At 59.0% G+C, this 25,150-nt stretch carries 24 protein-coding genes; 10 read left to right on the top strand and 14 right to left on the bottom strand.

The genetic code is table 11. The annotated features are described in order from the left end of the window. The first annotated feature begins 199 nt into the window (after positions 1–199). Positions 200–2,254: a S9 family peptidase gene (locus J0G10_RS08275; protein ID WP_095049257.1), complete on the top strand. Its 2,055-nt coding sequence runs from the start codon at positions 200–202 to the stop codon at positions 2,252–2,254. Positions 2,255–2,454: 200 nt separating this feature from the next. After that, positions 2,455–2,928, top strand: a complete 474-nt coding sequence (locus J0G10_RS08270) for a cyclic nucleotide-binding domain-containing protein (protein WP_034153174.1) — start codon at positions 2,455–2,457, stop codon at positions 2,926–2,928. Here the strand turns inward: J0G10_RS08270 and J0G10_RS08265 are convergent. After that, entirely contained in the window at positions 2,925–3,209 is a 285-nt protein-coding gene (locus J0G10_RS08265; RefSeq protein WP_095049256.1) for a hypothetical protein, read from the bottom strand. The genes J0G10_RS08270 and J0G10_RS08265 overlap by 4 nt on opposite strands. 79 nt (positions 3,210–3,288) lie before the next feature. Between J0G10_RS08265 and J0G10_RS08260 the strand changes: the two genes are divergently transcribed. The 4 genes from J0G10_RS08260 (at position 3,289) to J0G10_RS08245 (ending at position 5,505) form a co-directional block, all read left to right on the top strand. Beyond that, the gene (locus J0G10_RS08260; RefSeq protein WP_095049255.1) at positions 3,289–3,975 is read left to right on the top strand and encodes a spermidine synthase; all 687 of its coding nucleotides are present in this window, start codon (positions 3,289–3,291) and stop codon (positions 3,973–3,975) included. Between the two features lie 48 nt (positions 3,976–4,023). Beyond that, entirely contained in the window at positions 4,024–4,395 is a 372-nt protein-coding gene (locus J0G10_RS08255) for a YajD family HNH nuclease (protein ID WP_095049254.1), read from the top strand. A gap of 180 nt (positions 4,396–4,575) precedes the next feature. Then, on the top strand, positions 4,576–5,046 hold the full coding sequence (locus tag J0G10_RS08250) for an RNA methyltransferase (protein ID WP_007911337.1): 471 nt from the start codon (positions 4,576–4,578) through the stop codon (positions 5,044–5,046). An 81-nt stretch (positions 5,047–5,127) separates the two neighbouring features. Beyond that, positions 5,128–5,505, top strand: a complete 378-nt coding sequence (locus J0G10_RS08245) for a YgaP family membrane protein (RefSeq protein WP_095049253.1) — start codon at positions 5,128–5,130, stop codon at positions 5,503–5,505. Between the two features lie 169 nt (positions 5,506–5,674). Here the strand turns inward: J0G10_RS08245 and J0G10_RS08240 are convergent, their stop codons facing one another. Further along, positions 5,675–6,904, bottom strand: a complete 1,230-nt coding sequence (locus J0G10_RS08240) for a hypothetical protein (protein WP_220558276.1) — start codon at positions 6,902–6,904, stop codon at positions 5,675–5,677. A 34-nt stretch (positions 6,905–6,938) separates the two neighbouring features. Then, entirely contained in the window at positions 6,939–7,388 is a 450-nt protein-coding gene (locus J0G10_RS08235; RefSeq protein WP_093438229.1) for a YcgN family cysteine cluster protein, read from the bottom strand. Positions 7,389–7,667: 279 nt separating this feature from the next. Here J0G10_RS08235 and J0G10_RS08230 point away from each other — a divergent pair, with 279 nt between their 5' ends. Beyond that, entirely contained in the window at positions 7,668–8,261 is a 594-nt protein-coding gene (locus J0G10_RS08230; protein ID WP_116028869.1) for a nitroreductase family protein, read from the top strand. Positions 8,262–8,393: 132 nt separating this feature from the next. Here the strand turns inward: J0G10_RS08230 and J0G10_RS08225 are convergent, their stop codons facing one another. The 4 genes from J0G10_RS08225 to J0G10_RS08210 all read right to left on the bottom strand — a co-directional run bounded on the left by J0G10_RS08225 (position 8,394) and on the right by J0G10_RS08210 (position 12,667). Beyond that, positions 8,394–9,326 (bottom strand): D-2-hydroxyacid dehydrogenase, encoded by a 933-nt coding sequence (locus tag J0G10_RS08225; RefSeq protein WP_095049250.1) that lies wholly within the window; start codon positions 9,324–9,326, stop codon positions 8,394–8,396. 104 nt (positions 9,327–9,430) lie between these two features. Further along, entirely contained in the window at positions 9,431–9,724 is a 294-nt protein-coding gene (locus J0G10_RS08220; protein WP_093438239.1) for a YcgL domain-containing protein, read from the bottom strand. Next, complete coding sequence (gene rnd / locus J0G10_RS08215; protein WP_093438244.1) at positions 9,721–10,854, bottom strand: ribonuclease D; 1,134 nt, start codon at positions 10,852–10,854, stop codon at positions 9,721–9,723. The genes J0G10_RS08220 and rnd overlap by 4 nt, the downstream gene beginning before the upstream one ends. A 163-nt stretch (positions 10,855–11,017) precedes the next feature. Beyond that, positions 11,018–12,667 (bottom strand): phosphoethanolamine transferase, encoded by a 1,650-nt coding sequence (locus J0G10_RS08210; protein ID WP_095125575.1) that lies wholly within the window; start codon positions 12,665–12,667, stop codon positions 11,018–11,020. A 323-nt stretch (positions 12,668–12,990) separates the two neighbouring features. Between J0G10_RS08210 and J0G10_RS08205 the strand changes: the two genes are divergently transcribed. Together J0G10_RS08205 and J0G10_RS08200 are read left to right on the top strand one after the other, a co-directional pair. Next, positions 12,991–14,175 (top strand): cyanate transporter, encoded by a 1,185-nt coding sequence (locus J0G10_RS08205; protein WP_220558275.1) that lies wholly within the window; start codon positions 12,991–12,993, stop codon positions 14,173–14,175. 184 nt (positions 14,176–14,359) lie between these two features. Then, a complete protein-coding gene (locus tag J0G10_RS08200) occupies positions 14,360–15,295 on the top strand; it encodes a LysR family transcriptional regulator (RefSeq protein WP_095049246.1) in 936 nt (311 codons plus the stop codon). Between the two features lie 3 nt (positions 15,296–15,298). Here the strand turns inward: J0G10_RS08200 and J0G10_RS08195 are convergent, their stop codons facing one another. From J0G10_RS08195 to J0G10_RS08170, 6 genes are all read right to left on the bottom strand, one after another. Next, a complete protein-coding gene (locus J0G10_RS08195; protein WP_220558274.1) occupies positions 15,299–15,664 on the bottom strand; it encodes a 5-carboxymethyl-2-hydroxymuconate Delta-isomerase in 366 nt (121 codons plus the stop codon). 168 nt (positions 15,665–15,832) lie between these two features. Beyond that, positions 15,833–16,753, bottom strand: a complete 921-nt coding sequence (locus J0G10_RS08190; RefSeq protein ID WP_007911372.1) for a LysR substrate-binding domain-containing protein — start codon at positions 16,751–16,753, stop codon at positions 15,833–15,835. Positions 16,754–16,826: 73 nt separating this feature from the next. Next, entirely contained in the window at positions 16,827–18,923 is a 2,097-nt protein-coding gene (locus J0G10_RS08185; RefSeq protein ID WP_095049245.1) for a DUF6311 domain-containing protein, read from the bottom strand. Next, positions 18,920–19,306: a GtrA family protein gene (locus tag J0G10_RS08180; RefSeq protein ID WP_220558273.1), complete on the bottom strand. Its 387-nt coding sequence runs from the start codon at positions 19,304–19,306 to the stop codon at positions 18,920–18,922. Before J0G10_RS08180 ends, J0G10_RS08185 begins: the two co-directional genes overlap by 4 nt. Continuing rightward, entirely contained in the window at positions 19,303–20,013 is a 711-nt protein-coding gene (locus tag J0G10_RS08175) for a class I SAM-dependent methyltransferase (RefSeq protein WP_095049243.1), read from the bottom strand. Before J0G10_RS08175 ends, J0G10_RS08180 begins: the two co-directional genes overlap by 4 nt. A 3-nt stretch (positions 20,014–20,016) precedes the next feature. Then, positions 20,017–20,982: a glycosyltransferase family 2 protein gene (locus J0G10_RS08170; protein WP_095125579.1), complete on the bottom strand. Its 966-nt coding sequence runs from the start codon at positions 20,980–20,982 to the stop codon at positions 20,017–20,019. A gap of 276 nt (positions 20,983–21,258) precedes the next feature. Between J0G10_RS08170 and J0G10_RS08165 the strand changes: the two genes are divergently transcribed. Then, on the top strand, positions 21,259–21,450 hold the full coding sequence (locus tag J0G10_RS08165; protein ID WP_095125580.1) for a YegP family protein: 192 nt from the start codon (positions 21,259–21,261) through the stop codon (positions 21,448–21,450). A 116-nt stretch (positions 21,451–21,566) separates the two neighbouring features. Here the strand turns inward: J0G10_RS08165 and J0G10_RS08160 are convergent, their stop codons facing one another. After that, the gene (locus J0G10_RS08160) at positions 21,567–25,067 is read right to left on the bottom strand and encodes a glycosyltransferase (protein WP_220558272.1); all 3,501 of its coding nucleotides are present in this window, start codon (positions 25,065–25,067) and stop codon (positions 21,567–21,569) included. Between the last annotated feature and the right edge of the window lie 83 nt (positions 25,068–25,150).

Genomic DNA, 25,150 nt, shown 5'->3' with positions numbered 1-25,150 from the left:
GTAACGACTTTTCGCCCGTCAGGCTTGTCCCAATAGACATGCGACCTGTAGGAGTGAGCCTGCTCGCGATGACGGACAGCCTGACAACATTGATGTTGAATGTGCCGGCCTTATCGCGAGCAGGCTCACTCCTACAGGGTCTGCGGCGGTTTCAAACGCTGCGAAAACCCTTATTCCGTACATTGTCCGAGAGCCTTTCATGTCCGAATCCGCCAACGCCATCAGTGCCCCGATCGCCCACAAGGCGCCCGGTGCCGACCCGTATGCCTGGCTGCAGGAGCGCGACACCGACGCGGTGCTCGATTACCTCAAAGCCGAAAACGCCTTCCAGGAAGCGCAAACCGCCGATCAGGCCGAATTGCGTGAAAGCCTGTTCGAAGAGATCAAGGGCCGGATTCTGGAAACCGACCTGTCCCTACCCTCGCCTTGGGGTCCGTACCTGTATTACACGCGCACCACGGCGGGCGACGAGTACGCCCGGCACTACCGCTGCCCACGCCCGGCGGACGACAGTCTGACCCTCGATGAAAGTCGCGAACAACTGCTGCTCGACCCGAATGTACTGGCCAACGGTGGTTTTTTCTCGCTGGGCGCGTTCAGCATCAGCCCGGATCACCAGCGTCTGGCCTACAGCGTCGACGCTTCGGGCGATGAGATTTACACGTTGTTTGTCAAGGAACTGGCCAACGACAAAGTCAGCGAACTGGAATTCGAAGACTGCGACGGCAGCATGACCTGGGCTAATGACAGCCTGACCCTGTTTTTCGGCGTACTCGACGACACCCATCGTCCACACAAGCTGTTCCGTTACCGCCTCGACGGCACCGCTGCCGAAGAAGTTTTCCACGAGCCGGACGGGCGTTTCTTCCTGCACTGCTACCGTTCCAGTTCCGAGCAGCAACTGCTGTTGTCGCTGGGCAGCAAGACCACCAGCGAAGTCTGGGCGCTGGACGCCCACCAGCCGCACCTGCCGTTCACTTGCCTGGCGCCGCGGGTCGAGGATCATGAATATGATGTCGATCACGGCCTGCTCGATGGCGTGTGGACGTGGTTTATCCGCACCAACCGTGACGGCATCAACTATGCCTTGTATCAGGCACCGGACACCGGCACCGCGCCGACCGAAGCCGACTGGCAGAACCTGATCCCCCACAGCGATACGGTGATGCTCGATGGCGTCAGTCTGAACACCGAGGCGATGACCCTGAGCTTGCGCGAGGGCGGACTGCCGATTATCGAAGTTCACCCACACGGTCTGGCGCCGTATCGCGTGCAATTGCCGGACGCGGCCTACAGTCTCTATGTGCAAAACAGCCTGGAGTTCGAGAGCGACCGCATTCGCCTGCGCTACGAGGCGTTGAACCGTCCGGCGCAAGTTCGCCAACTGATCCTCGCCAGCGGCGAACAAGCGGTGTTGAAAGAAACCCCGGTGCTCGGCCCGTTCGACGCCGATGCCTACGTCAGCCAGCGCTTGTGGGCGACTGCGCCGGACGGTACGCAAGTGCCGATCAGCCTGGTGATGAAGCGCGAAATGGTTGGCAAAGCCGTGCCGCTGTATCTCTACGGTTACGGCGCTTACGGTTCGAGCCTTGATCCGTGGTTCTCCCACGCCCGCCTGAGCCTTCTGGATCGTGGCATGGCCTTCGCCATTGCGCATGTGCGTGGCGGCGGTGAGCTGGGCGAAGCCTGGTATCGCGCCGGCAAGCAGGAACACAAGCACAACACCTTCAGCGACTTCATTGCCTGCGCCGAATTTCTGGTCCTCAACGGCATTACCACGGCCGATAAACTGGCGATCAGCGGCGGCAGCGCCGGTGGTCTGCTGATTGGTGCGGTGTTGAACCAGCGGCCGGATCTGTTCGGCGTTGCGATTGCTGAAGTGCCGTTCGTCGACGTGCTCAACACCATGCTCGATCCCGATCTGCCGCTGACCGTCACCGAGTACGACGAGTGGGGCAATCCCGAAGAGCCGGAGGTTTACGAGCGGATCAAGGCTTATGCACCGTACGAAAACGTCAGCCCACAGAATTATCCAGCGATGCTGGTGATCGCCGGTTACAACGACAGCCGCGTGCAGTACTGGGAAGCGGCCAAGTGGGTGGCGAAACTGCGCGCATCCAAAACCGACGACAACGTGCTGCTGCTCAAGACTGAATTGGGCGCCGGACATGGCGGGATGAGCGGGCGTTATCAGGGATTACGTGACGTAGCGCTCGAATACGCATTTGTTTTCAAGGTTTTGGGTCTGGCCTGAGGAACTCCGTTGGTCACTTGGGTCTTAATTGCAGACCCAAGAGGCCGATACCCCACACATCCCTGTAGGAGCTGCCGAAGGCTGCGATCTTTTGATTTGGATTTTTTCAAAGGCAAGATCAAAAGATCGCAGTCTTCGGCAGCTCCTACATGGGGACCGTGTGAAGCCTGAAACAGTGAAAACAAAAAGACCGTGACGACATGTCAGAACCGACCTTCCTGAACAACGAAATCCGCGACTGGCTGATGGACTGCGGCCTGTTCGATCAATTGCAGTTGGCCGACTTTGCGGCCGCTTCCGGCTACTTCAGCATCAGTACCGTGGCTGAAGGCGAAGCGATTTTCCGCGAGGGCGATGCCGGTAGTTTCATGTGCATCCTCCACACCGGCCAGGTGGCCGTGCAGAAAACCGGGCCCGATGGCCAAGTCATCACCATGGCTACCCTGCGCAGTGGTCGGGCGTTCGGCGAGATGGCCGTGCTCGATGGCGAACGGCGCTCGGCAACGTGCGTGGCGGCGACGAACTGTCAGCTATTGAACCTCGGCAAAGACTCGCTGGAAAAAATGCTCAACGACGCGCCGAAGATCGCCGCGAAAATCATCCGCGCCCTCGCCGTCTCTCTGTCGAAACGCCTGCGCATGGCCGACGGCCAACTGGCGGCGCAACAGGTTTAACCGCCGGGGGATTTCGCCTTGGTGCCACTCGGCTCGATGCCCGGCACCGATTGATCCTTGCTCGGCGGACTGGGCATTTCAATCGGCACCAGCGGCGGGCTGCCACTGCCAGCGCCAGACTTGGGAATATTGATCGGCGTGATCTGCGGATACGGTGTCGGTGTAGCGGTGCCGGGCGAGCCGGGTTGCGGCGCCGGGCTGACTGGAACGACCTGCTGCGCCTGCACTGCAGTAATCGAGAGCGCGGCCAGGGCAATGACCGTTAGAATGGTGCGCTTCATCAAGGGCTCCGTTTGGCCTTAGTCTGCGCTCAGGCTACTCCCAACGGGCCTGCTTGCCTTCCCCCTTGTAGAGATTTCCATGAAACGTTTCGTTCTGCTCGACACCACCCCGATCCCTGAAAGCGGCGGTGCCCTGTGCCTGTTCGAGTATGGCGAGGATTTTGTCATCAAGATCCAGGGCGGCGACGGCGGACAATTGATGAACACGCGCATGCACGGTTCCGAAGATGCGCTGGCCGAAATTCCGTGCCGCAAGGTCGCTGGCCGGGCGAATTCGCGGGTGCTGATCGGCGGTCTGGGCATGGGGTTCACCCTCGCCTCCGCGCTCAAGCATCTGGGCAAGACTGCCGAAGTGGTGGTCGCTGAACTGGTGCCCGGCGTGGTCGAATGGAACCGTGGCCCGCTCGGCGAAAAGTCCGGACGTCCGTTGCTCGATCCGCGCACGGTGATCCGTCAGGACGACGTAGCCAAGGTGCTGCAAAGTGAGCCGAACGGTTTCGACGCGATTATGCTCGACGTCGACAACGGCCCCGAAGGCCTGACGCAGAAGGCCAACAGCTGGCTGTACTCCGCCGCTGGTCTGAATGCCTGCGCCAAAGCATTGCGACCGAAAGGTGTGCTGGCGGTGTGGTCGGCCAGCGCCGATCGGCTGTTTTCCGACAAATTGAAGAAGGCCGGTTTCAAGGCCGAAGAAGTCCAGGTCTTCGCCCACGGCAACAAGGGCACGCGCCACACGATCTGGATTGCCGAGAAGCTCAAGGGCTGAGCTAAACTCTGCGCATAACCGTCATTAGTCTTTTACAAAGGTGAACCCATGAGTTCGTCCACTCCAACCAATACGTCGAAGCTGGATCGCATCCTCGCCGACAACCAGCGCGACAAGGAAATGGGCTACCGCGACAAGGCCCTGAAGATGTACCCGCACGTCTGCGGCCGCTGCACCCGTGAGTTTTCCGGCAAGCGCCTGAGCGAACTGACCGTGCACCACCGCGACCACAACCACGACAACAACCCGCAGGACGGCTCGAACTGGGAATTGTTGTGCCTGTATTGCCACGACAACGAACACTCGCGCTATACCGATCAGCAGTATTTCAGCGAAGGCTCGCTGAGCACGCCGAAGATCGCCAAGGCAACGCATAACCCGTTTGCCGCGCTGGCCGGGCTGATGAAGAAAGAAGAATAAGCCAGTCATGATCGTTCCCACGCTCTGCGTGGGAATGCAGCCCGGGACGCTCCGCGTCCCTTGCAAAGCCGAACGCAGAGCGTCCGAAGAGACGTTCCCACGCAGAGCGTGGGAACGAGCGGTGCCACCCTCTCCCAATCCCCGTATAATCGCGCTCTTTTTCCCGAAGGCACCCCGCTCGTGGCAGACAAACGGTACAGCTGCATTGGTTTGTATAACCCCAAATCACCGGAAAACGTCGGTTCGGTGATGCGCGCCGCAGGCTGCTATGGCGTGGCCTCGGTGTTCTACACCGGCAAGCGTTATGAACGCGCCGCCGACTTCGTCACCGACACCAAACGCGTGCACTACGACATTCCGCTGATCGGCATCGATGACCTGAAAAAGATCCTCCCGCTCAACTGCGTGCCCGTCGCCGTGGAACTGGTCGAAGGCGCCCGCCCGCTGCCGGAATACACCCACCCGGATCGCGCCCTGTATATCTTCGGCCCCGAAGACGGTTCGCTGGACAAAGAGATCCGCGACTGGTGTGAAGACGTCGTGTACATCCCGACCACCGGCTGCATGAACCTCGCCGCCACGGTCAACGTCGTGCTCTACGACCGCATGGCCAAGGGCTTGAACACCCGCTCCGGACCAAAATTCCGCTAAAGCGTCGCACATCCGATGGAACGAGCTGACCGCTCCGGCAGTCAGCTTGTTTATCCATTACTCATTGCCTGGAGAAAGATCATGACCGAGCTCAAACGTGTCGAACGTATCGAATCCACCCCGTTCCAGAGCCGTTCCGAGCAGAACGTCGAAGGCTGGGAGCGCATCGGCTCACTCGCGGGCGGCGTGATCATGGTCGGTAAAGGCCTGCGCCGTGGCGGCGTGTTCGGGTTGATTCAGGTGGCGATTGGCGGCGTGGCCATGGCGCGCGGGATTACCGGGCACAGTTCGGTGAAAAGCCTGTTTGAGAAAAGTCGTCAGGACATGAACAACGTGCGGGCGAAGATCGAGCGCGCCGGAGAAGAACTGAGCAAGCTGAAAGCCAATGCCGAGGCGGCGACCAGCACCGCCACCGTGACCGGCAATGATTCGGTTAAATCGCCGAAAGCCGGGGTTTGATCCGAGAATTGCGGTGGGGCTGACGGCCTCATCGCTGGCAAGCCAGCTCCCACAGGTTCTGTGGAGACCACAGAATTTTTGCCCAGCCCAAAATCGGCTTATGGGTTGTGCACTGATTTTGTGCCCATCCCAAAGCACTGTGGGAGCTGGCTTGCCAGCGATAGCGGTATTACTGCAGTAATGCGGTATCGAGGACCTTGGAGGACTCGTCGAGCACGCTCTCGGCCAGTTGCACAAACTCTTTGGTACTCACCGTCCCCAGATGCATCGCCCCACGCAACACGTCATCCAGCGAACGCTTGTTGCGCGTCTTCAAGCGAATTTCGCGATCCAGTTCCTGCAACAGCAACACCGCTTTCGCCACCTGCGCCGGGCTGATCTGCTCGCCGCGCAACGTGGTGACTTTCTGGCCGTCCCTGGCCAGTTTCGTCTGTAGTGCCTGATAACGCTCATCGCTCATGCCGCCGGCACGGCGCACCAGTTCAATGGCGTAATACTCGGCAAAACCCTCGCTGACCCAGTCGCTGCGCTGCTCGTCGTTAATCCGCCCGAACACCTGCGCCAGCTCGCGCACCAGCGCACTGCTGCCGCTTTCGCTGACCAGCGGCAATCGCGTGTTCACGTAGATGGATTCATGTGCGCCGAGGCTGCCGCGCCACATCGGGTCATTGGCACCGACGATCAACAGTTTCGCCGGATGGCGTGGATAAACCGCCTGCACCTGCGGCCAGACGAACGTAAGCAGGGTCAGCACGTCCATCCGGCGCATGCCCTGCCCTTGCGGCGAGGCCACGGTGACTTCGGTTTCGCCCAGGCGCGTACGGCGGCTGCCGAGATGGCCGGCGAGCATCCAGCCAGTCGGACGATCAAACAGGCGTGACGGGTTGTCGATGCGGAATTTGTTCTTGCCGATGCGCGGCCAAGCGGTTTCGATACTTTTCCAGCCATCGGGCAATTCGAATTGCAGACGCGCGATCAGTTCGGTGCCGTCCTGCTGATCGAGTTTGGCTGGCGGCACCAGTTCATCGCCACGCATCAACGCCCAGTTCGGGGTCATGCGGGTGTCGAAACTGCCGTTCTTGCGCCCGTGGCTGATGCGCACGCGGTAAGTCAGGCTGGCCTTGTCACTGGTCGGGCGCCAGACGCCCCGGGCGTTTTTGCCCGGGGTCAGCAGCCAATGGCCGTCAGCCTTGAAATCGCTGTAATGGCTACCGTCGCCAAGGTCGAAATCGAGACTGCGCACCGCCTCGCCTTTGCCCAGGGTCAGGCGCACCTCGGCCTGATCGCTTTGGGGCAACAGGCGCACGTGATAATCCAGATCGACTTTCTTCGCCGCCCACACCGGGGCGCTCAGCGCCAGCAGCGCAATCATCAACGCTCGCTGCAATCCGACAGCCATACGCACTCCTTGGTAAAGCTTGAATCAGCAGGTATCAGCCCGCGCGGAAAATCAGGTGATCTTCCCAGTCATCCTCCGGCACGCTGCCTTCGGCGAGCATGCGCCCGGACTGGGAAATCCGCTCGTGGTGCACCGCATCGCGATCGCCGCAGACCAGGTGATGCCACAACGGCAGATCCTTGCCTTCGCTGACCAGCCGATAACCGCAGGTCGGCGGCAGCCACTTGAACTCTTCGGCCTGCCCCGGGGTGAGCTGGATGCAGTCCGGGACAAACTTGATGCGGTTCGGATAATCGCTGCACTGGCAGGTTTTCAGGTCCAGCAGTTTGCAGGCGATGCGCGTGTAATAAACGCTGTTGTCTTCCTCATCCTCAAGCTTTTGCAGGCAGCACAGACCACAGCCGTCGCACAGCGATTCCCATTCCTGGTGATCGAGTTGATCGAGGGTTTTGCGTTTCCAGAACGGTTCGACTTTGGCGGCCATGGCTCAAGCATCAACATCAGGTGGTGAAAAGGCCGCCAGTCTAGTGCCCAAGGCCTTGCGGGCCAAGCGTCGGCGACTGCCGGTTGCGCGGGGCTTGTCAGTTTTTGTGGCGGCGCGTAGCTTTGCCAGTCGCAAGGAGCCTTGCCCGCAAGCCATTAACGCGCGACCGCGTTGCATTGTGGTGAACCCTCAGGCTCGGAAAACCCCATCGTTCAGCGCAACTGATCCCGCCGGGTTTTCATTCAAATCCCTGACTCAAACGTAGCAAGGAATCTCTCGATGAGTGCCAACCCACGCGTTGCCGATTACGCCATTCACCCGCAATTCACCGACCGCTGGTCACCGCGCGCCTTCACCGGCGAAGCGATCCCGGAAGAAACCCTGCTGAGCTTCTTCGAAGCCGCACGCTGGGCGCCCTCGGCGTACAACTCGCAACCTTGGCGTTTCCTCTATGCGCGTCGCGATACGCCAAACTGGGAGCGTTATCTGGGTCTGCTCAACGAATTCAACCGTAGCTGGGCGCAGCATGCCTCGGCGCTGGTAATCGTGATTTCGAAAACCACCTTCACTGCACCAGGCGCCACTGAAGAAACCCCGGCGCTGTGGCATACCTTCGACACCGGCTCGGCGTGGGGCCATCTGGCGCTGCAAGCAAGCATCAGTGGCTGGCACACCCACGGCATGGCCGGGTTCGATCAGGAACTGACGCGCAAAGAGCTGAACATTCCTGAAGGTTATGCGCTGCATGCGGCCGTTGCCGTTGGCAAACTCGGTGACAAGGCAACGCTGGCTGAATACCTGCAAGCCCGTGAAGAGCCGAGCCCGCGCCGCCCGCTGAATGAACTGGCGGCTGAAGGCGACTTCACCCTCTAAGCCACACCGCAAATGATCGTTCCCACGCTCCGCGTGGGAATGACTCAAGGGACGCTCCGCGTTCCAATGGGACGCAGAGCGTCCCCGGCTGCATTCCCACGCGGAGCGTGGGAACGATCTGAAGCAAGGAGATCAATATCCGCGGTTGAAATCCACTTCCCCGCGCAACGCTTCACCCGCCTGATACGCCTTCAGGTTCTCGACAAACAGCTGCACCATCAACGCCGGTGACGTCGGCGCCGAACTGTGCCCGGTCAGCAGCAAGCCCCAAGCGGTCCAGAATGGATGGCGTTGCGGCAGTGGTTCCTGACGGCAAACGTCGATCACCGCCCCCGCCAGATGGCCTTCCTTCAACGCGTCCACCAGATCGGCATCGACCACCGCGACACCGCGCCCGGCGTTGATGAACAACCCGGTTGGCTTGAATTGCTTGAACAGCGCCGCGTCGTAGATATCGTGGGTGTGTTCGGTGTTCGGCAGCAGATTGACCACGTAATCCACTTCACCCACCAGTCGCGGCAGATCAGCCATCGAACCGACCTCGACAAACGGCGCCTGCTCACGGGCGCTGCTGGCAATCCCGTACAGCTCAATGCCGAACGGCAGCAGGAACTGCGCGACACTCTGGCCGATATCCCCGGTGCCGACGATCAGCACTTTGCGCCCGACCAGGCTCTGGCCGCTGCGGTTGTCCCATTTACGCTCGACCTGGCTGACCAGTCGCGCCAGCACTTCGCGCTCATGGCCAAGGATGTAGGTCAGCACATACTCGGCCATCACCTGACCGAAAATCCCCACTGCACGGGTCAAACGGTAATCGCGGCGCAAGCCGTCAGCGAGCAATGGTGTGATACCGGCCCAGGTCGATTGCAGCCATTGTGGCTGGTGCCCCTGGCGCAACAGAGTCGCGAGCAAATCCGGTTGGCCCAGCCACACCGGGCAATCGGCGGCCTGCCGGGCCAGCTCGGCGGAGTCGCCGCTGGTCAGTATTTCAAGCTCGGGCGCTGCCTGACGCAGCAGCCGGGCGTATATCGCGTGGTCGTGTTCAGCAATCAGAACGCGCATCTTCAAACCTTTCGCAAACCGTGCAGATGGCCGCCGGATTAAGCCGGCCATCGCGGTAAAAACAGTTCCAGGGTAAACCGAGACTCAGAACAGAGCCGCGCAGATCAGACCGGGTCGTTGCGTCGCAGCAACTCTTCGGGCAAGTGCTCGATGTACTCGTCCTCGGCCGGCGGCATTTGCAGGTGGTAGCCCTGCTTGTCGAGGTTTTCCAGGACCACGACGATGTCCTCGCTGGCCAGTTTGCGCTCAGGCGTCAACACCAGACTGAAGGCAAATATGGCTTTGCCGAAAGCCGCCATCAGGGCCTCGGGCACGCGTTCCAGCTCATCGCTCTTGAGCACATAGAGATACATGCCCTTGCGCTTCGAGCTTTGGTAAATAGAGCAAATACGTTTCAAGGCTGTTCTCCGGCGGTGGCCAGGCTGTCGAGCAGCTTCTGGCCCATGAGTTCGCGGCGCCAGCCACGCAACGACTCAGGCAATTGGTAAGGACCCTCGGGGTAGCCACTTTTGACCAGGGCTTCGAGGGTTTTCTTGCGCAGCATCAGTTCCGGGGCAATGCCCAGACGCTCGGCCTCAGCCTGGCCCAATGCGCGCAATTGTTTGATCAACGCGGCGGCTTCGATCGGCAAGGGCTCCGCTACGGCGGGCGGCCATTGATCAGGCCCCACACTGCCAGAGCGCTTGATCAGATCAAGCAGAAATTGGCCGTCCTGACGCACGGTACGCGGGTGCATGTCTTCGATTTTGCCCAGCGCCGCGAGGTTGTCCGGTTGCGTGCGGGCCAGTGGCCACAGCGAATGCTCGCGGACGATGCGGTTGCGCGGCAGATCGCGGGCGCGGGCTTCCTTTTCCCGCCAGGCGCACAGTTCACGCAGAACCGCCAGTTGCGCACGGGAGAGTTTCCACGCCAGTTTGGCCTCGCGATAGACCTCGTACGGGTCGGTTTCACGGCGCAGGTTGGCGACCAGTTCAGCGCCGTCCTCCAGCACCCAGGCGAATTTGTCGTCAGACAGTTTCGGCCGCAGCTGTACGAAAACCTCCGCCAGATGCACGGCATCTTCGGCGGCGTAGCTGATTTGCGTCTCGGACAGCGGACGCTGCAACCAGTCGGAACGGGTCTCGCCCTTTGGCAGTTCAATGCCGAGCACTTCTTGCACCAGTCGCGAATAGCCCATCGAGAAACCGAGGTTCAGGTAAGCGGCGGCCAGTTGCGTGTCGAACATCGGGGCCGGCAGGCTGCCGGTCAGGCGCAACAGCACTTCGAGGTCTTCGCTGCAGGCGTGCAGGACCTTGAGCACCGCCGGGTTTTCCAGCAACGCAGCCAGCGGTTGCCAGGCATTGATGGTCAGCGGATCGATCAGGTAGGCGCGTTTGCCGTCGCCCACCTGCAACAGGCCGGCAATCGGGTAGAAGGTGTCGACCCGCATGAATTCGGTGTCGAGGGCAACGAACGGCAGCTGCTGCCACTCGGCGCAAAACTGCGCGAGGCTTTCGTTGTCGCGAATCCAGTGAATATCGATGGCCACACGGCTCTCCCTTGAAGAATGGCGCGCAGTATATATCGCCACTGGCGATTTACGCGCCTGTGAAGGGCAAGAGCTGTAACGAAATGTCCTTCCAGAGAGCAAGAATAGTCTGACAAAAGAAGCAGAAAGCCCCGTCGTATCAGAACGACGGAGCCGATTGGCCTCAGTCCTTGGCGAGTACGCCGTCGATCACCGCACCTCGGCAACCGGCAAACATGTCCAGACCCGGCTGATAGACCTTGCTCCTGACCTCGAGCAGGCCAAGCATCGAGTGGAACAGGTTGTCCTGGCTCAGCGGTTTGTCACGGCTCATTTGCAAGCAATGCGTGTCGACCGAATAGGCCTTCTGATAGTTATCGGAGAACCACGCCAGCATCGCTACATGCTTTTGTTGCTCTGGCGCCAACATGTAAGGCGTACCGTGCAGGAACAAGTTGTACTCGCCCAGCGACTCACCGTGGTCCGACAGGTACAACATCGCGGTATCGACTTTGTCCTGATTGCTGCGCAATACATCGATCAGGCTCGACAACACATGGTCGGTATACACCAACGTGTTGTCGTAACCGTTGACGATACTTTCGCGGCTGCAATTGTTCAGCGCGTTACTTTCACACACCGGGGTGAAGTGCTCGTATTCCTTGGGATAACGCTTGAAGTATTCCGGGCCGTGACTGCCCATCTGGTGCAAAACCAGCACGGTGTCCTTGTCCAGATGGTCGATAAAACTTTGCAGACCTTGCAGGAGGATTTCGTCGCGGCACTCGCTGTTGGCACACAGCGCCGGGTCTTTCAGGTTGCTGACATCTTGCAGGGTGACCCGGTCGCAAGTGCCTTTGCAACCGGACTGGTTGTCACGCCAGATCACATCGATACCGGCACGTTTGAGCACATCGAGCAGGCCTTCCTCATTCTTCGCCTTGCTGGCGTCATAATCCTTGCGGCCCATGTTGGAGAACATGCACGGCACCGAAACAGCCGTTTCCGTTCCACAGGAATGCACGTCAGTGAAGGCGATCAGCCCGGCTTCCTTATCGAGTGTCGGCGTGGTGTCACGGTCATAGCCGAGGATGCCGAAGTTCTCCGCCCGGGCACTTTCACCCACCACCAGCACGGTCAGGGATTTACGCGGTTGAAGCTTCACATCCGGATTGCGCTCGGCGTCCTCGCCGATTTTGATGAATGGCTGCCGCGCCGAGACTACTTGCTCACGTAGATAACCCGCCGAAGCACCGATGTAATTACTGGGCACCAGCATCAGGCGAATTTCGTGGTGATTGCGAAACAGCGATGACAAGCCCTGATAGTTGGCCAGCGCCACCCCACCAATCACCGCCACAGAAGCAACACCGACAATAACTTTGCTGATTAACTCACGATGCCAACGACGATAGTTGACTGGAACTTTCCACAACAACCAGGACGGTAATACACCGAGCAGTAGAATATAAGCAAACAACTTCAACGAGAGCAGATCACGCACTTCCGTTGCATTGGTCTCGGCAAAGTTGCGCAACATGCCGGCATCGATCATGACGCCATATTGACTCATGAAGTAAGCCACGCCGGCGCTGATCAGAAATATCACGGTCAACAGCGGCTTGAGCAGCGGACGGAAGGCGAGGACCGTCAGCACGATATTGAATGCCGCGAGAATCATCACCCCGAACGCCACACACATGGCGATGCCCTTACCATCGGCGGCGGTGATCTCGAACAGGTGTTGCCAGAGGACAAAATTGCAGCCGATTAAAAGAAAGGCACTGGCAATTAACGTCACCCATTCCGGGCGCACGGCTTTTAACTTCAACATAGAAAGGGCGATTCCTGAAAAGAAGAGCCTCGGTCCATGAAAGAAATTTCAATTGTGAAAATTTCATTAACTAAGGCACGAGAAACTTTAAGCAGGCAACCATCAATTTTTTGTGAAAAAGACGCCAACGATTAGTTGGCTGTTGGCCATGCGATGAAAGTGTGAAGTATTTGAGAATGGTTCAGGTTTTATTCAGAAAAACAGCACGGTTGTCCATTGTGGGAGTGGGGATATCGACTTTTTAAATACTGCTGTGGATTTTCTGGTTTGCCCGAACCAGACCGCTCCGCGCTTAATCATCTGCCCCGCCCAAAGGTCTGATGATGGAAAACGTCCGCGCTACCGCTCGCCCCGCTGCCTGGTTGATGCTCGCCATCATTCTCGTAGCCCTCAATCTGCGTCCGTCGATGGCGGCAATCGGCCCATTACTGTCAGCCATTCGCGCTGACATCCCGCTGAACTTCAGCGTCGCGTCGCTGCTGACCATGCTGCCGGTGATGGCAATGGGGCTGGCGATGTTTTTCGGCATTGGCATCGGTCAGCGGCTGGGCGAGCAACGGACGGTTTTCCTGTCACTGCTGATCATTGGCCTGGCGACGCTGTCGCGGCTGTTCATCGAATCGGCCGCCGAAATGATCGTCAGCGCGGTGCTGGCCGGCCTCGGGATTGCACTGATTCAGGCATTGATGCCGACGCTGATCAAATCGCGCTTCGCCGACAATGTCGCGCTGTGCATGGGTCTGTATGTCACGTCGATCATGGGTGGAGCGGCCATTGCGGCCTCGTTCGCACCGCTGGTGATGCTGCAAACCGGGAGCTGGCGCGGCGGTTTGGCGATCTGGGCGATCCTGGCATTCATCGCGCTGCTGTTCTGGTGGCCGCAACGCAACCAGCTGTCCTCCACCGTAACGGCGACAGCCGGCAAGGATTCGTTCTTCAAGTATTCCCGTGCCTGGTTGCTGGCCCTCTTCTTTGGTCTGGGGACAGCGTCCTATACCTGCGTGCTGGCCTGGCTCGCGCCGTACTACGTGGAAAACGGCTGGAGCGAACAGAACGCCGGATTGCTGTTGGGTTTGCTGACGGCCATGGAGGTGATTTCCGGTCTAGTGGTTCCGGCTATCGCCAATCGCAGCCGGGATCGGCGTGTGATTCTGATGACACTACTGGCACTGATCATCGGCGGATTTTGCGGCCTGATCCTCAGCCCGCAACAATTCAGCCTGCTATGGCCATGCCTGTTGGGGCTGGGCATTGGCGGGTTGTTCCCGATGAGCCTGATTGTCTCGCTTGATCACCTCGACAACCCGCAACGTGCCGGTGGCCTGACTGCATTTGTGCAAGGCATTGGCTATCTGATTGCTGGTCTCTCGCCGCTGATGGCTGGAATGATCCGCGATCAACTGGGCAGCTTCGAGTGGGCGTGGTGGTCGTTGACAGCGGTAATGGTGGTGATGCTGTTGATGGTGTGGCGCTTCGATCCCCGGCATTACGCGAGGCACTTTTCCTGATCGGGCTAAGGCCTCTGGCCATCTTTCTGCGGTTTGCCCCGTGACGTCGTGTTACTAAAACTTTCTGTCCCACAACTGACTGTGAAACGTCCTACAGGGCTTTGTCCTGGCACCATCGTTCCGTTAGGATCATTCGCACACGTTTGCGCGGATTCAGCGCAAGGAGCACAGCGAGACGGAACGGATGCTGAACAGTAACTTGCTTAGAAAGCTCGACATGCAGGATCTCATGGTGTTCATCGCTGTTTATGAGCAGAGCAGCGTCACTGATGTGTCAGAAACCCTGTTCGTCAGCCAGTCCACGGTCAGTTATTGTTTGAAAAAACTGCGCACCAGTTTCGAAGACGAACTGTTTATCAACACCCGCACCGGCATGCGTCCGACCTACAAGGCCAGCACCATGTATGGCCATGTGCAGAAAATCCTCGAAAGCATCAACCTGTGCCACGCCGGTGCCCCCACGTTCGACCCGACCCGACAAGCCGTCACCTTCAATATCTGCGCCCCGGAATACTTCGAGCAACTGATCCTGCCGCGTCTGTTGAAGCGTTTCGACTTCGACGATTTGCCGGTGATGGTCAACATGCACAAGTTCGAGACCGATGTCCCGGCGGATGAGCTGCGCGACGGCAGCCTCGATCTTGTCATCAGCTTCGGCCCCAACTTCCACCGTCATCACGCTGACCTGAAATCACAAATGCTGCTGGAGGACGATCTGGTCTGCGTCTTCGACAAACGCGCCACGCCACTGGAGCCGCGCCTGAGCCTGCAGGCTTTTACCGAACGCCGGCACGTGTTCCCGACGCCATGGACGTCGACTACCAACATGGTCGATGGCTGGCTGGCGCGGCAGGCGCAGAAGCGTCAGATCGTCGCGCGCTCGAACAGCTACAGCGCGGCATTGAAAATGATCACGGGGACCGACTTCATCCTCACCCTGCCCCGCCGTATCCAGCGTTTACTGACCAACGAGGCGGTGTTCAATCACTGCGAGGCGCCAAATGGCTTGCCGGGCTTTACCCTGGACATGCAATGGAGCCAGAGCGTTGATCAGGACAGCGCCAATCTGTGGTTGCGCGAGCAGGTGGTCAAGGTGTGCAGCGAACTCGAAGCGGCCTGAGTCCTACACGCCAATAGCGGTTTTGCTGTAGGGCTCGCGATCCATGTCGACCAGTTCGACACACAACTGCACCTCGACACCGGCCGGCCATTCGCACAGGTCCTGCAAGACTGCCAACAGGCTTTCTGACAACTGCTTCTTGATCTGCGGCGAACGCCCGCTGAGCAGCGCCAGCTTCACATAGACGAAGGCGCGCTCGGCCATGGCGGTTCCGACCTTGAAGGTCTCGACTTTCACCGCACGGCTCTTGATATCGAACTCCGCCGCGAACTGACCAGAGCCCACCAGGGTGTTGTTGAGCCGCATCAACGCTACATCGGCGTTCAACTGCGGCAGGTTGGCGGTGTATTCCATGTGCAGGTGTGGCATTGCAGGTCCCCAGTCAGTTGGCAGAAAGGTCGTACATATAGCACATGCGGTTCACACTAACCCCTGTAGGAGCTGTCGAGTGAAACGAGGCTGCGATCTTTTGATCTTGAAATTTGAAGATCAAAAGATCGCAGCGTGCCGCAGCTCCTACAGGGGGAGTGTTATAGCTCAGGATGGCGTCAGTGGCCGTTCGCTCATGAACTGCTCCAGCCTTGAGCGCAACCAGCGCTCGGCCGGGTCGCTGTCGACGTGGCTGAGCCAGACCATCGACAAATCCAGCGTCGGTGTTTTAAACGGAAACGGCTCCTTAAACAGCAATCCGGAAGTGGCCATGGCTGCCGCCGTGTAATCCGGCAGACTGGCGATCAGGTCGGTGCCGGCCAGTAGCGCCGGCAACGCGCTGTATTGCGGTACCGACAGCACCACTTGGCGAGTACGACCGAGTTCGGCCAGCCACTCATCGGCAAAACCACTGACGTTGGCCGTGTGCGAAACCAGTACATGGGGGCGCGCGCAATATTCATCCAGCGTCAGCGGTGTATCGCTGGCGTCGGCGCGCAGGATGCTCGGCTGAATGTGCCGCAGCAGTTTGCGCTTGGCATTGGCCGGCAGGCCCCGGGTCTGGCTGATGCCGACCGTGATATCACCCGCTGCGAGCAGATCGGGGATGCGCCAGTAATCGACGTGTTGCACCACGAACACCACGTTCGGCGCTTCCTGGCGCAACGCACGCAACAGCGGCGGCAACAGGCCGAACTCGACGTCATCGGACAGACCGATGCGAAAGGTCATGGTGCTCACGGCCGGATCGAAATCGCGGGTCAGACTCAGCGCGACCGACAATGAGTCCAGCGCGGGCTTGAGATGGCGGAAAATATCTTCGGCACGCGCTGTCGGCTCCATGCGGTGGCCGACACGGATGAACAGCGGATCATTGAGCATGGTGCGCAAGCGATTGAGCGCCGAGCTGATGGTCGGCTGGCCGAGAAACAGCTTCTCGGCCGCCCGGGTCACGTTGCGTTCGAGCATCAAGGTCTCGAACACCACCATCAGGTTGATGTCAGCCTTGCGTAGTTCATTGCGGTTCATCCATTGCCCCCTGCCCCCCGGAATACCGGCAGTGTAGAAAGCGCAGGGCCCCGCCGTCCATCGCCACGCAGCGTCAGTTCACCGTCAGGCGTTTCAAGCCCAGCGCCATGATCCGTGAATCATCATTGATGCCCAATTGTTCCGGGCTGATGGCGTCGGGCAATTGCAGCTCGATCGTCAGGCGATCGTTGTCTGCCAGATGCTGACGGATCGCAGGACTGATCGGGATCTCCAGATGATTATCCTGATGTTGCACCAGCCGCGTGCTCAGTACCTGCTCGCCATTCAAACTGACAATCACTCGCTGCGCCGGGTGTTGCGGCAAAACGAATGCCATGACCTCCAGCGCAATCGAGCGCGCCTCGGGTGACACCCGCAAGTCGACCTGCGCCTGCTGTCCCGCCGACCATGTACCCCAGTTTTCCGGGGTCGACCAACCGCTGGTCAACTGCCGGGCGGAGTAGTTGAAGATCAGCGCCTGACCGGGACGCATCAGTGCCAGCAATGACATTCGGCGTCCTTCATCAGGCACGCTCAGGCACTGCGAGCAACGCTTCCAGCCCGGCGCCAGCACCACCAGACCATCCACTCGGGTCAGCAGATCCGTTTCACTGTTGACGCTTTTGGCGGCATCGGCCAGCACGGAGTCGTCGAGGATGTACAACGAGTCGGCATCGTATTGCCCTGATTCGAGCATGTGCTGCGTTTTCTGCCGAGCCTGATCCAGCGCTGTGGAACTCATGCGTCCCAGATAAACAGCGTCGGTTTTCAGACCATGGGTCGCAGCGAAATCGGCAATCACTTGCCAGCGTTCGGACTGATTCTGTGGCATCAGACTGCGCACCTTCGAGTAATGCGCCGCCGCACTCGCCCAGAATGGATCACGCATCAGCGTTGGCCATTGTGCGGAGGGCGTCATCATTTTGCTGTTGCGCAAGCCCATCCAGCCGTTGCGTGTGTCGACAATCTGTATCGTCAATGCCAGCGCCAACAACGCGACGACGATACGTGGCCGGTAACCGCGCACCAGCAGGAACATCACCATCAGGATGAGCGCGTACAACACGGGCCAGAACATCCGCCCCGACGCGCGAAAAATATTGGCCAGTTTGAGGGCGATTTTCGGCAGCGGATAGCTGAACGTGTGCGCGCCGACACCGATCTGGTTCGATAGCGCAAACAACGATAAACCGATCAACGCCAGCAACAGCCAAGGGCGAACGCGAAGCTCATCCTTCAGCGGCTGGCGATTTCTAAGCAAGGCAATCAGCGCCAACGGCACCAGCAACAGCACACCCAACCCCGGATAATTAAAGCCTTCGTAATCGCCGCTGGCTTTTGGCAGATCCGGCAAGATGAACGACCAGCCCGCTGGATCGAGTGGCGACAACAGGTTCATCCGGTACAACCCGAAACCGCCGGATTGCCCGCCGTCGGCAATGGCAAAGTAACCGGCCTGCCAGCAACACACACTCACCACGGCAAACAGCGAAACGCCTTCAAGCAGCCCCTGACGCCGAGTCAGTTGTTGGCTGAAAGTTTTGCCGAGCAGATCTGCTACCCAGATCAGCGCCACCATCGCCAGCAGGTACGCATGCACCATCGCCGTCACCGCCAGTAACGCGCCCCAGGCCAGGCGTCGTCGAGACAGGTTCGGCAACAACGCCAGGTACAGCGCCGCCAGAATCAGAAAATGCCCGGACAGGGAAAGGTGTCCGCCCATGCGCAGAAACATCGGCGGTGAAACCACCAGCAAACCGGTACCCAGCAAACGAATCAGCGGATTGCCGGTCATCAGCCCCAGCAGTTTCCAGGCGAACCAGGCTTGCAGCACGAAACACGCCAGCAGCCACAGACCGAAATACTGGAAGGTCGCCGGCAACCACGCATTGAACGGTTTGAACAGCAACGCCAGCAGCGGATTGGAGTCGGAAAAGATGATCGAACTGCCCAGCTCCAGACCATAGGAAGGGTTGAGTCCGAGCGGAAAGATCCAGGGTGAATGACGAAAATATTCCCAGCCCAGATAATGCGTCGCCGGATCGCCCTGCTCCAGCCAGGCAATGTTTTGCGGATCCAGCGCTTGCGGTCCGATCACGCAGAAAAATGCCAGAACGCCAAGCAGTAAAGGCAACACGCCCAGCGCCGGATGGTTTGGTGACGCCTTCATCGATAGGTCCAGAAATTGTGCAAGACAAAGGTGAACGCCGGAATCGTCAGCGCCACCGCAACAATGCCCAGCAGATAGTGCAGCCCGGCAACCTGCGCGGCCCAGGCAACGAACATCGCGAGGAAAAAGCCGCCCACGGACACCAGCAGAAAACGCAGCAGCGTTCGTCCGTGCAAGCGGGCAGAAAAACTCCAGGTGGTGTTAATCACGTAGGAAACCACCGTCGCCACGGCAAACGCCACGCCATTGGCCAGCGGCGGTTGCGCAGTAATGAAGTTGATGAACAGCACCGCCACCAGCGCATGCAGCGCAGTGACAAACAGCCCGGTCACGGCAAAGCGCAAACCTCGCTGAATCAATGCTGTTTTTTGCGCCGAGGTCACGGTTTGCGCGCCAGCACGAACACACTCAACCCGGCCAGACGGTTGATGCCCATCAACGGCAGTTCAAGACTGCATAGCGTCTTGAGAACACCGTTCACCAGCGGATGATGACGCTTGAGCTGTGAACGCGGCGTTTGGGCTTGTGCGCCTTGCGGCAGCAAGCGCAACGCCGCAGCGATCGGAAACACCGCACCGAAATAATAGGCACCGCGCTGCACCGTCAAACCGGCATCACGCGCCAAGGTTTCGAACTGCGCCAGGGTGTAGCGGCGCTTGTGCTCGAGAAAGTCATCGTGGCCACTCCACAAGAACTGGAATGCCGGTACCGTCATCAGAAACCTGCTGCCCGATGGCACTTTGTCGACGTACATCTTGAGCAGACCGAGGTCATCATCGACGTGCTCCAGCACGTCCATCAACAACACCAGATCGGCCTCGATGGTTTCGATCCCGCGACGGTAGTGCACCGGTTTACCGGCGGTGGTCGCGCTGGAGTCGGCGGGGTAGCTGATATCCACGCACCATGCTTCGCGTGCATCGGTGTGCGTCAGCAAATGGTGGGAGAAAAATCCCGAGCCGGCACCGACATCAAGGATTCGGCTGATGGGTGCATCTCCCAGCAAACGCCGGGTGGCGGCGGCTTTCGAGCAGTAATACCAGTGCTCGTTGATGGCGTCGCCGAGGATGTCGGTTTCCTTGAGATCCATGTGTCAGTCCTTGGGGTCATAGACGCGACGCACCAGAAAAACCGGCCGGCGTTTGGATTCGATATACGTGCGGCCCAGGTACTCACCGAGCACACCGATGCCGATCAATTGCAGTCCACCGAGAAAGGTCACGGCCACCATCAGCGAGGCATAACCGGGCAGGTCGACACCGTGAATCAGCGTGCGCACGACAATGAACATGGCGAAGGCAAAAGACACCAGCGACACCAATGCGCCGACATACGTCCAGATCCGCAACGGTTCAGTGCTGAAACTGGTGATGCCTTCAAGCGCAAAGTTCCACAGGCGCCAGCCATTGAACTTGCTCTGCCCCGCCACGCGCTCCGGGCGCTCGTAATCGACGTGGGTGGTGCGAAAGCCGACCCAGGCGAACAGGCCTTTCATGAAGCGCCGGGATTCCGGCAGGGTCAGCAAGGCATCGACCACGCAGCGATCCATCAGACGAAAATCGCCGACATTCTCGGGCAAAGGCTGTTCGGCGATCTTGTTGTGCAGGCGGTAGAACCAGTGCGCTGATGTCTGCTTGGCCCAGGTGTCGCTGCGACGGCTGATGCGATGACCGAGCACCACTTCAAAGCCTTCTCGCCAGCGCTCGATCATCTGCACAATGACCTCGGGCGGGTCTTGCAGATCAGCGTCGATCGGCACCACGATCTGCCCGGTCGCGATCTGCAAACCGGCGGACAACGCTGCTTCTTTGCCGAAGTTGCGGCTCAAATCGACGATACGCAGACGCGCATCGTCCCGCTGATGTTCAAGCAGGCGCTCAAGCGTGGCATCGGTACTGCCGTCGTTGACGAACACCAGTTCAAGGTCGATCAACGCCTGCGTCTGAAAGACTTGATTGATTCGCCGCAGAAACGTGTCGAGGCTGTCCTCTTCGTTAAAAACGGGGACCACCAGCGATAACGTCACCAGCCCGGCCTGTTGCTTTCCGTGCTCAATCAAAGGAGTGCTCTTCTTATAGTGTTTGTCGGTCACCGAACAATATTCGACGCCATGAGCCGTCCCGTATTAAGCAGCAGCGTCGACGGTGTTGCAAGGATCAGACGGCGTCATTTTGGCCAATCCACAGGCCTATTGCTGCGCTCTAGCCCGCGTCCTTCAGAAACATCCGCGAACGATTGGAAACAAATGTCCGATAGCCAAAAAAAGCGTCTGCGCTAGGCTTGCGAGCATGCGCCACACCGGCTGTCGCACAATGAATCGCATGGAGCGAACTGAATGTATTTCGAGATTTACAGGCAATCCAGAGGCACCCCGAGCACCGGCAAAGGACAATGGCGCTGGAGATTGCGGGCGGGTAACCACGAGACCATCGCCAGTGGCGAGTCGTATGTGAACAAGGCGGATTGCATGCACGTGATCGGGTTGATCAAGGCTGTGCAGGGGGAGACGCCGGTCAAGGAGATCTAGCCGCTCTGCACGGTCCAGCAGATATGAAAAAGCCCCACAGTTTTAAGGCTGTGAGGCTTTTTTCCGAGCCGGTAGCAAAAGACCTGAATGCAGTCAGCGCAACCCAGGCTTCATCTTCAGTCCGCCAGCCAGGCGTTTCGCCACGCCAACAGATGTTCGTCCTTGAGCATCCACTGATTGAGTACAACGCTGCGCAGGGCGTCTCCAGCCTTGGCGCTGGCATCGGGCTCAGCCAGATGTTCGCGAATAGCGGCAATCCAGTCTTGCGAACGGTTCCTGACCCTCGTCACCGGGAAATCACCACGATAACAAGGGATGTCCGAGCAGATCACGGGGAAACCACAGGCGCCATATTCCAACAAGCGCAAATTGCTTTTGCAGGCGTTGAAAAAGTTGTCTTTCAGAGGTGCCAAAGCCAGGTCGAGGTTCAGCTCAGCCAGTCTTTGCGGGTATTTTTCGATACTCACCCCCCTATGGAACTCATGGACATAGGGACGCAGTGCTGGTGGGCACATCCCCATGAACACCCATTCAACTTCTCCTTCCAGCGCACGAACCACTTCGGCAAGGACTTGCAGATCGGCGCTGTGACTCGAGCCGCCGGCCCAGCCAACCCGAGGCTTGCGGCCTTGTTGGCGCTGGCTGGTCAGGTCGCTCCACCAATGGCTCGGCAGACGGTTTTCCATCACCCGGATGTCGGCATTGAACCCCTTCAGCGCATTGGCCAGCGGCTCGGTAGACACCACCAACCGATCGCACAGCCCTACGGCTTTCTTCAAGCGTTTGGTGATGTCTTTGGGCAGCAATTCGTGGTTCAAGTTGCCAGCGGGCACGTCAAGAATATAGTCATCCAGCTCGTAAATCTTGAACGCCCTGGAGAATGCCTTGGTGTCCTGCATGTACTCCAGATGAGGCGTTGTGTGCTGTCCCTGGAAAATGATCGTGTCCGGCGCAATGCGCTCCAGTTCTGTCGGTTGCAGTCCCTCGTTGCTCACCGTTCCGCCGATCAGCTGCGCGGCTTTCAGGGCAGCGAAAGGCTGACGCACGCGGTAGTGTCCGCTGCCGAAAGAGTCGAGAGGGTGGCACAGCACGTGAGGCAATTCACGACTGGCAAACGGGTGCCAATCAGTGTCGGTGCGGTATTTGGAGGAGAAGCCACTACCCTCCAGGGTCAGGTTGCGGTTGTAGGCCGGATCGTTGGCGATTTGCGCAAGCCAACGCTGGTACATCACCGACTGTTCGCCCTTGAATCGTTTGCGCTTGGCTTCCTCCTTGGTCGTGTCGACGTTGTTCTGGCTCACACTGGCTTCGTGAACGAGCAGCGCATAAGGCGTCCAGACAATCAGCCGTCCAGCCTGGCCGACTTTCAGGCACAGATCCACATCGTTAAAGGAAACGGCCAGGCCGACCTCGTCCATACCCCCCACTTGCTGGTACAGCTCGGTGCTGATCATCAGGCAGGCGGCGGTGACCGCGCTGTAGTTCTGATCAAGATGCAAGCGGTGAAGGTAGCCGTTGGACTGCATTGAATCGCCGATAAACGGGTGGTCTGCAACACCACGCAACCCGAGTACCACACCTGCATGCTGAACAGTCCCGTCGAGGAATAACAGTTTAGCGCCCACTATCCCCACTTCTGGCCGCTGGGCGTGATGGAGCAGTGCACCAAGCCAGTCGCCATCAATGATCGCCGTGTCATTGTTGAGCAGCACCAGGTAATCGCCGCGGGCATGGCTGGCAGCAAAATTATTGATCGCCGAATAGTTGAACGGGTGCGGATAACGCAGGATGCGCACCTTGGGATTGTTCAACAGCTCCATACCGTTGAACCAGTCCCGGGCCTCGGCTGTTTCGCTGTTGTTGTCGACGATGATCAGTTCGTAATTCGTGTAGCTGGTTTTCTCCATGATGCTTTCGATGCAGCGCAGCAGCATCGGCAGGCAGTCCTTGGTGGGAATGAGGATCGACACCAGCGGCTGTTCCGCATGTTGGTAGACCACACGATTAGCCATTGGCAAAGGTCCGGCCAGCAGCTCATGCGCCACGCCCAGGCGCTGCAAGTGCGCCCCGACGATGGCTGCCGAGTTCACGATGACTTGCGGTTCACCGAGCCACTGAGGGAAATTGATGGCCTGATGCACCAGCACATCCGCGAGGTGCCCGACAGTGCCCAGACCGTGAGTTTCAATCAGCCGAAAAAGCAAATCATGGGGCGCCAGTTCGCTGAAGGCTGGATCAAAGCCGTCGGCAGACAGCGCGGCCTCGCGACTGAAAGCCAGTGCGCGGCCGACATAGGGATAACTGCGCAACATATCCAGATTCAAATCCGGCTTGAATACCGGACTCTGGCAGCCTTCAGCGGTCAGTGAGTCTTCATCGCTGTAGCATGCGCTGACACCGGGATTGAGCGCGATGCCTTCGGCGAGCAAAAGCAGCGCGTGGGGATCCAGTTCGTCTCCGCCACGCAAAAGGTACCACCAGTCAACGTCGATCTCCTGCAACAGTTCATTGAGCTGGCTCGGCCAGGATTCGGCCAACGGCAGCCAGACCAGATTATCGGCCGGCGTCACGCCTACAGGTTCGGCATTGGAGAGCACCACGATGGCCGCCGCCCGATAAAGCTGGCGGTCAATGCTTTCCAAGCTGGAACGCAACAGTCCGATATCACCCGTAGTGTCGGTCAACACCAACAACACGTCCGGTTGCCGCGGCCAGCTCGCCAGTCGCGCGGGCAAACCTTCGACCTCGACGGCGGCCAGTTGCCGACTCGCCAGCCAGCGCTGATAAAGGTCGATATTGCGCTGCTGCCGGCCAACATTCGCCAGAACGCCGAAAAACCGCTCTAACGTGTGTGCCAGGGTACCGTCGAGCTGGCCACTTTCAACTTCGAAATCGCTGCCCGTCAGTTGAATCCGCTCCAAAGGCGCAAACACTTCAATGCGCGCAAAGAACATGGTGCCGGCAAAATAATCCGCTTCGTTGATGCCCTGCGCCTCAATACCGCCACGCTCGGCCAGGGTGACAAGCAACGCGCGGTTGCTTTCGCTGAGGAATCGGGTGACTGGCACCAGGTATCGCTGAGGACCCAGCATCGGCACATGCACCGGGTCGGCAAGGTGTTCCAGCGCTCGACTGAATCGTACCGGGTCTAGCAGATCATCGAATAGTTCAACGCCCCAATCGATCGCCCCGCCCAAGTGCAGCGAACGCTTGGTGTGCAGCTTGACCAGCGTGCGGATATTGTCGGCACGCAAGAACGGCAGCACCCGCAGAAACGGCAAAACATCCCTGCCGTGATTCGGCACCCGGTATAGCGAAAAACTCAATGTGCTGGCCGTCAGCTGAGCACATATCTCATCTTCACGACCGGCTACGCAGGTTACGTAGAGGTGCAGGCGTTCAGTCAGTTTAATCAAACGGCGCAGGATATCTTTCAGCACCTCGGGGTAATACGCATGGATAACCACGCCGACTGGCGGCTCGCCATCCTCGAACGCTGGCGGCTGCGCAACCAGCACTTCGCAGTCTTCGACGTGGGGTGCGGCGCTGCTGCCTGACCTGACGGACTGACGTTCAGAAACGCGGTGAGCACCTTGGGCTGATGGTGGAATTTTCATATTCAAACCAATTCAAATAGGGAGCGAGGCTGGAACTCGCTGGATGCGCCTTTCACGGCCGAGGTGAGCAAGTATCCACTTTA

Source organism: Pseudomonas germanica (assembly GCF_019614655.1).
Taxonomy (GTDB): Bacteria; Pseudomonadota; Gammaproteobacteria; order Pseudomonadales; family Pseudomonadaceae; genus Aquipseudomonas; species Aquipseudomonas neuropathica.
This window is presented reverse-complemented; position numbering and strand designations above follow the sequence as displayed.

Bases quoted from the DNA above. Each gene is read 5' to 3' on its own strand.
- J0G10_RS08275 (WP_095049257.1), top strand. From the start codon at position 200: ATGTCCGAATCCGCCAACGCCATCAGTGCCCCGATCGCCCACAAGGCG.
- J0G10_RS08270 (WP_034153174.1), top strand. From the start codon at position 2,455: ATGTCAGAACCGACCTTCCTGAACAACGAAATCCGCGACTGGCTGATG.
- J0G10_RS08265 (WP_095049256.1), bottom strand. From the start codon at position 3,209: ATGAAGCGCACCATTCTAACGGTCATTGCCCTGGCCGCGCTCTCGATT.
- J0G10_RS08260 (WP_095049255.1), top strand. From the start codon at position 3,289: ATGAAACGTTTCGTTCTGCTCGACACCACCCCGATCCCTGAAAGCGGC.
- J0G10_RS08255 (WP_095049254.1), top strand. From the start codon at position 4,024: ATGAGTTCGTCCACTCCAACCAATACGTCGAAGCTGGATCGCATCCTC.
- J0G10_RS08245 (WP_095049253.1), top strand. From the start codon at position 5,128: ATGACCGAGCTCAAACGTGTCGAACGTATCGAATCCACCCCGTTCCAG.
- J0G10_RS08240 (WP_220558276.1), bottom strand. From the start codon at position 6,904: ATGGCTGTCGGATTGCAGCGAGCGTTGATGATTGCGCTGCTGGCGCTG.
- J0G10_RS08235 (WP_093438229.1), bottom strand. From the start codon at position 7,388: ATGGCCGCCAAAGTCGAACCGTTCTGGAAACGCAAAACCCTCGATCAA.
- J0G10_RS08230 (WP_116028869.1), top strand. From the start codon at position 7,668: ATGAGTGCCAACCCACGCGTTGCCGATTACGCCATTCACCCGCAATTC.
- J0G10_RS08225 (WP_095049250.1), bottom strand. From the start codon at position 9,326: ATGCGCGTTCTGATTGCTGAACACGACCACGCGATATACGCCCGGCTG.
- J0G10_RS08210 (WP_095125575.1), bottom strand. From the start codon at position 12,667: ATGTTGAAGTTAAAAGCCGTGCGCCCGGAATGGGTGACGTTAATTGCC.
- J0G10_RS08205 (WP_220558275.1), top strand. From the start codon at position 12,991: ATGGAAAACGTCCGCGCTACCGCTCGCCCCGCTGCCTGGTTGATGCTC.
- J0G10_RS08200 (WP_095049246.1), top strand. From the start codon at position 14,360: ATGCTGAACAGTAACTTGCTTAGAAAGCTCGACATGCAGGATCTCATG.
- J0G10_RS08195 (WP_220558274.1), bottom strand. From the start codon at position 15,664: ATGCCACACCTGCACATGGAATACACCGCCAACCTGCCGCAGTTGAAC.
- J0G10_RS08190 (WP_007911372.1), bottom strand. From the start codon at position 16,753: ATGAACCGCAATGAACTACGCAAGGCTGACATCAACCTGATGGTGGTG.
- J0G10_RS08185 (WP_095049245.1), bottom strand. From the start codon at position 18,923: ATGAAGGCGTCACCAAACCATCCGGCGCTGGGCGTGTTGCCTTTACTG.
- J0G10_RS08175 (WP_095049243.1), bottom strand. From the start codon at position 20,013: ATGGATCTCAAGGAAACCGACATCCTCGGCGACGCCATCAACGAGCAC.
- J0G10_RS08165 (WP_095125580.1), top strand. From the start codon at position 21,259: ATGTATTTCGAGATTTACAGGCAATCCAGAGGCACCCCGAGCACCGGC.
- J0G10_RS08160 (WP_220558272.1), bottom strand. From the start codon at position 25,067: ATGAAAATTCCACCATCAGCCCAAGGTGCTCACCGCGTTTCTGAACGT.